The following is a 460-nucleotide window of genomic DNA, read 5'->3' as shown; positions in this document are numbered from 1 at the left end:
ATCAAAACCCTTGTGAGCGTCGTTGTTCAGGAAGATCGTGTAGTCCTTGCCATGCGTCTCGATATAGAGGCTGCCGATCGTGGCAAGCGCCTGCTTCTCGCTGGTGACGATCTTGAAGTGGTCATCCGCGCCGGTCTTGGTATTGGCGTCGATCGCTATGAGATCGATGATATCGTGCTGGGCATGCGAGAAATCCTCGATCACGTCAGCGGTCTTCGCGGAAGATCCCGTATCGCCCTTGCCGAACACGAAGGTATCGGCGCCGCTGCCGCCCCAGAGCTGGTCGATACCGGCACCGCCGGTGATCACATTGGCCAGGCCATTGCCGGTCAGCTTGTCCGCCTTGCCGGAGCCTGTCAGGTTCTCGATCGCGACATAAATATCGCCCTTGGCATCGCCGGTATTGTCGGAAGGCTTGAGCAGGCTGGCCGTCACGCCCTTCGTCGAGCCGGCATAGGAG

Annotated in this window: 1 protein-coding gene; it reads right to left on the bottom strand. The window is 59.3% G+C overall.

Going from position 1 to position 460, the window contains the following annotated elements:
• Positions 1 to 435: calcium-binding protein (locus AC1D0P_RS29285; RefSeq protein WP_477679941.1), on the bottom strand; the 435-nt coding region annotated here is incomplete at its 3' end.
• Between the last annotated feature and the right edge of the window lie 25 nt (positions 436 to 460).

The sequence above is a fragment of the Polaromonas sp. P1_G2 genome (assembly GCF_056405515.1).
Note: the sequence above shows the minus strand (reverse complement) of the source record. Positions and strands in the feature narration are given on the sequence as shown.